The sequence below is a fragment of the Bacillus sp. EU63 genome (genome assembly GCF_038592915.1).
In the GTDB taxonomy this organism is placed as follows: domain Bacteria; phylum Bacillota; class Bacilli; order Bacillales; family Bacillaceae; genus Bacillus; species Bacillus velezensis.
The window spans coordinates 156,303-162,500 of sequence record NZ_CP151944.1; the positions used below are offsets into that span (position 1 = coordinate 156,303).

At 46.3% G+C, this 6,198-nt stretch carries 7 protein-coding genes and 1 rRNA gene (1 of these 8 cut by a window edge); 5 read left to right on the forward strand and 3 right to left on the reverse strand.

Annotated features, from left to right (window positions below):
* Complete coding sequence (locus NYE38_RS00915) at nucleotides 1-474, reverse strand: DinB family protein (protein ID WP_257989086.1); 474 nt, start codon at nucleotides 472-474, stop codon at nucleotides 1-3.
* A gap of 130 nt (nucleotides 475-604) precedes the next feature.
* Between NYE38_RS00915 and NYE38_RS00920 the strand changes: the two genes are divergently transcribed.
* The 3 genes from NYE38_RS00920 to NYE38_RS00930 all read left to right on the forward strand — a co-directional run bounded on the left by NYE38_RS00920 (nucleotide 605) and on the right by NYE38_RS00930 (nucleotide 2,954).
* Nucleotides 605-1,048 (forward strand): DUF2521 family protein, encoded by a 444-nt coding sequence (locus NYE38_RS00920; protein WP_061861089.1) that lies wholly within the window; start codon nucleotides 605-607, stop codon nucleotides 1,046-1,048.
* A 60-nt stretch (nucleotides 1,049-1,108) separates the two neighbouring features.
* Nucleotides 1,109-1,822, forward strand: a complete 714-nt coding sequence (gene cwlD / locus NYE38_RS00925) for an N-acetylmuramoyl-L-alanine amidase CwlD (protein WP_014416759.1) — start codon at nucleotides 1,109-1,111, stop codon at nucleotides 1,820-1,822.
* Between the two features lie 79 nt (nucleotides 1,823-1,901).
* Nucleotides 1,902-2,954: an Mrp/NBP35 family ATP-binding protein gene (locus NYE38_RS00930; protein WP_007410418.1), complete on the forward strand. Its 1,053-nt coding sequence runs from the start codon at nucleotides 1,902-1,904 to the stop codon at nucleotides 2,952-2,954.
* A 32-nt stretch (nucleotides 2,955-2,986) separates the two neighbouring features.
* Here the strand turns inward: NYE38_RS00930 and gerD are convergent, their stop codons facing one another.
* Complete coding sequence (gene gerD, locus NYE38_RS00935) at nucleotides 2,987-3,544, reverse strand: spore germination lipoprotein GerD (RefSeq protein WP_014304224.1); 558 nt, start codon at nucleotides 3,542-3,544, stop codon at nucleotides 2,987-2,989.
* Nucleotides 3,545-3,651: 107 nt separating this feature from the next.
* On the opposite strand from gerD, the gene kbaA reads away from it, so the two are divergent.
* Nucleotides 3,652-4,248: a KinB-signaling pathway activation protein gene (kbaA, locus tag NYE38_RS00940; RefSeq protein WP_014416761.1), complete on the forward strand. Its 597-nt coding sequence runs from the start codon at nucleotides 3,652-3,654 to the stop codon at nucleotides 4,246-4,248.
* Here the strand turns inward: kbaA and pdaB are convergent, their stop codons facing one another.
* Nucleotides 4,249-5,013: a polysaccharide deacetylase family sporulation protein PdaB gene (gene pdaB, locus NYE38_RS00945; protein ID WP_340801487.1), complete on the reverse strand. Its 765-nt coding sequence runs from the start codon at nucleotides 5,011-5,013 to the stop codon at nucleotides 4,249-4,251.
* 340 nt (nucleotides 5,014-5,353) lie between these two features.
* Between pdaB and NYE38_RS00950 the strand changes: the two genes are divergently transcribed.
* Nucleotides 5,354-6,198, forward strand: a 16S ribosomal RNA gene (locus NYE38_RS00950) (it continues 705 nt past the right edge of the window).

The following is a 6,198-nucleotide window of genomic DNA, read 5'->3' on the forward strand; positions in this document are numbered from 1 at the left end:
TCAGAGGTGCTGTTTTTTTGCGGCTTTTTCCTGCGGACGGCTGATCACATTAGCCGAAACCGGTTCTATTCCAATTTCTCTGGCCCAAACTGACAGTTGTCCCATATGGTGAATCTCATGCGCAAGGATGTGGCGGAGAATATCTTCTTTAGGAAAGGTTTGGTCCATCCAGTCCGGCTTAACAAGATCCGGCCCTTTGCGGGAGACCGCATGAATGACATCCTCCCGATACTGTTCAGACAGCTTTCTGAGATCCTGAATGCTCGTATAGTCAGACTCAGCAGGTAAAACATCACCTTTACCTAAAATGGCACGAGCCCAGCTGATCTCGACATCAATGATATGAAATAAAGTCCGCAAGATGCTCTCCATTCCGCCCGTCCGGGTTTTCGTCAGTTCCTCCCGGCTCAGCTTTTCACATATCATAAACCACTCGTCACGCACCGTCCAATTGTATTGAAACAGCTTTTTCATAACGTCACCTCAGCTCTTTCTTCTTCCAGTTAACATAAAACTCCTTCATTTGGGAGGATTTCCACTATCAACAAAGCATGCTTTTTCCCTTTTCCTTTCAAAATAACAGTAAAAAGGAGCGTGGCTGGCAATGGCAGAAGTATTATCTTTTTCAGACGTGAAAAGGCAGAAGGATTTTGAGCTTGAGAAGAGTTTACTAAAGGAGCTGTCACTGACGCAGATCATTCAGTCCGTAAAAGCATGTCTTACCCCTTTGTTTCCCTTTCTTCAAGACGAAAACGGCATTCTGAGTGAAGGATGCATAGATTTTGCAATTGAAGCGTATTTATTAGGCGGCCGGTTCGGCGTCTTTGGCTATTATGGTGAGTCTTTGCAGAGGGCAAACGCCCGTTCGGCTGAAGAAGAGGAAGAACTGACGGCCGATTTTTTTGAATATCTTTGCAATTGGACGCATGAGCAATATTCTTCCGTTGAACAAAAAGAAATCTATGAAGCGTCCTGCCGGTTTATCAACAGCTGGTGGACGGAAGGATTTCTGCAAAGAGAAAAACAATGTAAGCTCCGCATGAGGTAATCATAATTTCTTCCCTTGTCCCATACTTATTAATAACGGGGACAAGCGGGAGGGAAAGGTATGGCAAAAAAGCTGAAATGGCTCGGTTTTTTACTTGGCTTTATCATATTATTGTGTTTATTCCGGTTTCAATTCCATAATGATGATTCCTGGCGGCCGTGGAGTCTGCCGCTGAGCGGAAAAATCATCTATCTCGATCCGGGACACGGCGGGCCGGACGGAGGCGCCACGGGAGGCAGTCACCTTGAAAAGGACATTACTCTCGAAGTGGCCTCCAGGGTAAGAGACTATTTGCAGGAGCAGGGAGCTTTGGTCATTATGACGCGGGAGACGGATACTGATTTAGCTCCTGAAGGGACGAAAGGCTACAGCAGACGCAAAGCGGAAGATCTGAGAAAGCGCGTGGAAATCATCAACCGTTCAGAGGCGGAGCTTTATATCAGCATTCATCTGAACGCCATACCGTCACCGAGATGGAGCGGCGCCCAAAGCTTCTACTATGGAAAATACGAAGAAAATGAAAAAGTGGCAAAATATATACAGGACGAATTGAGAATCAATTTGGAGAATACAACGAGAAAGGCGAAACGGATACACGGCATTTACTTAATGCAGAATGTAACCAAACCGGGCGCGCTGGTGGAAATCGGATTTCTGTCCAATCCCGCGGAAGCGAAAAGGCTCGGACAGCCCAAATATCAGGACAAAATCGCTTCTTCCGTGTATAAGGGCGTATTGAGATACTTCACAGAGAAAGGAGACCCTCCCGAGTAAGGAGGGTTTTTCGCCGATTCTATGTTTAATATATGGTATAATACCATTTGTAAACGAATACACAAAGGGTGAGGGTTCGATGATAAGAGAAGATGAAGTAAGAAATATAGTCGGAAACATGCGCGAACCTTTTCTTCATAGACCGCTGGGAGAATTGGATGCCATTAAAGAAGTAAAGATCAAGCCGGAAAAACGGCATGTCAGTGTAAAAATTGCATTGGCAAAAACGGGGACGGCTGAACAGATGGGTATTCAGCAGGAAATCGTATCCGTTTTGAAAGAAGCGGGTGCGGAAACTGTCGGACTGCGGTTTGAAGAGCTGCCGGAAGAAACATTGGCGAAATTCAGCCGGCCGGCTGCTGAAAGCGAAACCCTGCTGAATAGGAAACACCCGCCGGTCTTTCTTGCGGTGGCAAGCGGAAAAGGCGGTGTCGGCAAATCAACGGTTTCCGTCAACCTGGCCATTTCTCTTGCGCGGCTCGGAAAAAAAGTCGGCTTGATCGACGCGGATATATACGGATTCAGCGTGCCCGACATGATGGGTATTACAGTTCGCCCGACAGTAGAAGGAGAAAAACTGCTTCCTGTCGAAAGATTTGGAGTAAAGGTTATGTCGATGGGCTTTTTCGTCGAAGAAAACGCTCCGGTTGTGTGGAGAGGGCCGATGCTGGGCAAGATGCTGAATAACTTCTTCCATGAAGTTGACTGGGGAGAGGTTGACTATATCGTTCTTGATCTGCCGCCCGGCACGGGTGATGTGGCGCTCGATGTACACACAATGCTTCCGAGCTGCAAAGAGATTATCGTATCAACGCCGCACCCTACAGCCGCATTTGTAGCGGCGAGAGCGGGTTCTATGGCGATTAAGACCGATCATGAAGTTGTAGGGGTCATTGAAAATATGGCTTACTATGAAAGTGCAAAAACCGGCGAGAGAGAATATGTGTTCGGTCAAGGCGGGGGAGATAAGCTTGCAGAGGAATTGCAGGTGCCGCTGCTTGGCAGAATTCCTTTAAAACAGCCTGATTGGGACAAGGACCAGTTTGCGCCTTCTGTCTATGACAGAAGTCATCCGATCGGGGAAATTTATATGGGGATCGCCCAGAAAGTCATTGAAAAAACAGCTGAATAAAAAAGGGGCCGGGATCAACACGGCCCGGCCTTTTATTGGCTTTCTTTTTCAGAGCTTGAAGCCGCTTTTTTCAATTCATCCTCGAATTGCTTTTTGAAAAGCGGGCTGGAAAGTGTCTCTGTAATTACATCTTCTAAGTAACTGCGGAACTTTTGGCTTTTCACCAGCTCATAGTATTTTTTATCCATGCCGGGGTCCTGCATGATCTGCATAAAACTTTTCTGATAATCAGGGTCCTTCATCAGTTTTTTTATGATTTTTTCATGCTCGGGCTGAAGAGTTTTTGCAAAGCTCTCGGCGAACTTTGAGTCTTCAAAGATGGTTTTCCAGAACTCCGCCCCTTTTTTAGAGGTGAGGGTTTTCTCTATTGTGCCTTTAATGGCATTTTGATCAATCACCAATGCCTCATTCATCGCATCATCATTTAATATTTCCTTAATTGCTTTTTTTCCATCATCGGTCTTTAATATATCAACAACCATTTTTTTAGTCTGGTCATAATCCATATCCGCTGCTTGGTCTTTTGGAGCACAAGCTGTTACAGATAATACAATAAAACAGCTTATCAATAGCGTTTTGGCTTTTGACATGCATAAGCTCCTTCCTTACTTGTACTTATTTTTAATATGATTCATCGGAATGGATTTATACATAACAAAATATCGCTGAACGCGATTGTCAGGGGGATGAATAAGAGATGAAAAGCCGCGGGCTTGTTCGATTTTTCTTTTCGATTTTAGCTGTGGGCGCTCTTATTACAAGCGTCGTGGGATTTGCTCTGAAGTGGGGGGAGTACAAGGGGTTCTTCCTGAATTTTGATGCCGGTCAGATTTTCTCCGTTCTGATCTGGTTTATCGGGGTAGGCATGATTTTCAGTGTGATCAGCCAGATGGGATTCTTCGTTTTTTTGACGGTGCACCGGTTTGCCCTTGAAATTCTCAGATCAAGCTCGCTTTGGAATCTGCTTCAGCTGTTTATCATTCTGTTTGTCGCTTTTGATTTAATGTACGTCAGATTTTTGTTTTTCGGAGAGCGGGATGACTCGATTGCGGGGTTTGTCTGGCTGCCGCTGGCTCTGCTTGCCGTCGGCCTGTTGACGGCATATATAAAACAAAAGCAGTCCTCAAAAAATACGTTCGTTTCATCATTATTTTTAATGGTCGTTATTACAGCGCTTGAATGGGTTCCCGCGCTACGAGTGAATAATGAGGACTGGCTTTATTTGATGCTGATTCCGCTGATGGGCTGCAATGCGTTTCAGCTGCTAATGCTGCCGAAGTTTGCCCAGAGGTAGTTATTTCACTTCTGATGACTTGACGTCAGTATTTGCGATCAGGTCGCCGACAGTCACGTTTTTCAGTCCTTTTTGCTTTAAATTGTGAATAATGGCGGGGAGCGCTTCTTCAGTCTGTGTTGCTGAATCAGAGGCGTGCAGCAGGACAATGTCGCCGCCTTTTATATGACTGTTTACATTTTCAATGATTTTATCAGGGCCGGGATTTGTCCAATCCTGCGAGTTAACGCTGTAATGAACCACTGAATAGTGGTACTGCTGTGCAATGGTAAGAACCTTTTTATTAAATTGTCCGGTCGGCGGGCGGAGTAAATGAACATTCTTCACACCCAGCTTTTTAAATGCGGTCTGGGCCCGGAGGATATCTTTTTTTATTTCATTGTCCTCTAGGTTGGTATAATTCTTATCCGCATATCCCATGCTGCCGATTTGATGTCCGTCTTTTACCATACGTTCAACTGTGTCCGGGTGCCGTTCCGCCCAAGAAGCTGACAGAAAAAAAGTGGCGTTTTTAATGCCGTTTGCTTTTAGCGCGTTCAGAATCGGAACCGCTTTTTCGTCGCCCCAGCTGATATCGAATGTTAATGCGACTTCGCCCGCTTTCGTCTCCCCTTTAGAGATCGCCTTCGGGCCGCTATCAGTTAAAAATACAGGAAGGGGGACGGCTCTCTGTATATAAAAAAAGCTGGCTGCTGCAAATGCGGCAATGATAATAATAAGCAGCTGTTTTATCCTTCTGATGTGCCACACGTAGAAGTGATTCACTGATGACGCCTCCTTATCTTGTCCATGCTTGATTACATCGTATGCCGCGGCGGAGATGAATATAACGAAATACGTTTCAAAAAAAATGAAAAAAACACTTGCTAAATTTAAAGAATGCATGGTATATTATTAAACGTCGCTGATGAACAGCAGACAACAACAAAAAGCTTCGGAAACAACTTAAAAAAAGTTGTTGACATAAAAGAAGCTGAGTGGTAAGATAATAAAGCTGCTTCAACAAGCGGTAATGATCTTTGAAAACTAAACAAGACAAAACGTACCTGTTAATTCAAAGTTTTAAATAAATCGCACAGCGATGTGCGTAGTCAGTCAAACTACTTTATCGGAGAGTTTGATCCTGGCTCAGGACGAACGCTGGCGGCGTGCCTAATACATGCAAGTCGAGCGGACAGATGGGAGCTTGCTCCCTGATGTTAGCGGCGGACGGGTGAGTAACACGTGGGTAACCTGCCTGTAAGACTGGGATAACTCCGGGAAACCGGGGCTAATACCGGATGGTTGTTTGAACCGCATGGTTCAGACATAAAAGGTGGCTTCGGCTACCACTTACAGATGGACCCGCGGCGCATTAGCTAGTTGGTGAGGTAACGGCTCACCAAGGCGACGATGCGTAGCCGACCTGAGAGGGTGATCGGCCACACTGGGACTGAGACACGGCCCAGACTCCTACGGGAGGCAGCAGTAGGGAATCTTCCGCAATGGACGAAAGTCTGACGGAGCAACGCCGCGTGAGTGATGAAGGTTTTCGGATCGTAAAGCTCTGTTGTTAGGGAAGAACAAGTGCCGTTCAAATAGGGCGGCACCTTGACGGTACCTAACCAGAAAGCCACGGCTAACTACGTGCCAGCAGCCGCGGTAATACGTAGGTGGCAAGCGTTGTCCGGAATTATTGGGCGTAAAGGGCTCGCAGGCGGTTTCTTAAGTCTGATGTGAAAGCCCCCGGCTCAACCGGGGAGGGTCATTGGAAACTGGGGAACTTGAGTGCAGAAGAGGAGAGTGGAATTCCACGTGTAGCGGTGAAATGCGTAGAGATGTGGAGGAACACCAGTGGCGAAGGCGACTCTCTGGTCTGTAACTGACGCTGAGGAGCGAAAGCGTGGGGAGCGAACAGGATTAGATACCCTGGTAGTCCACGCCGTAAACGATGAGTGCTAAGTGTTAGGG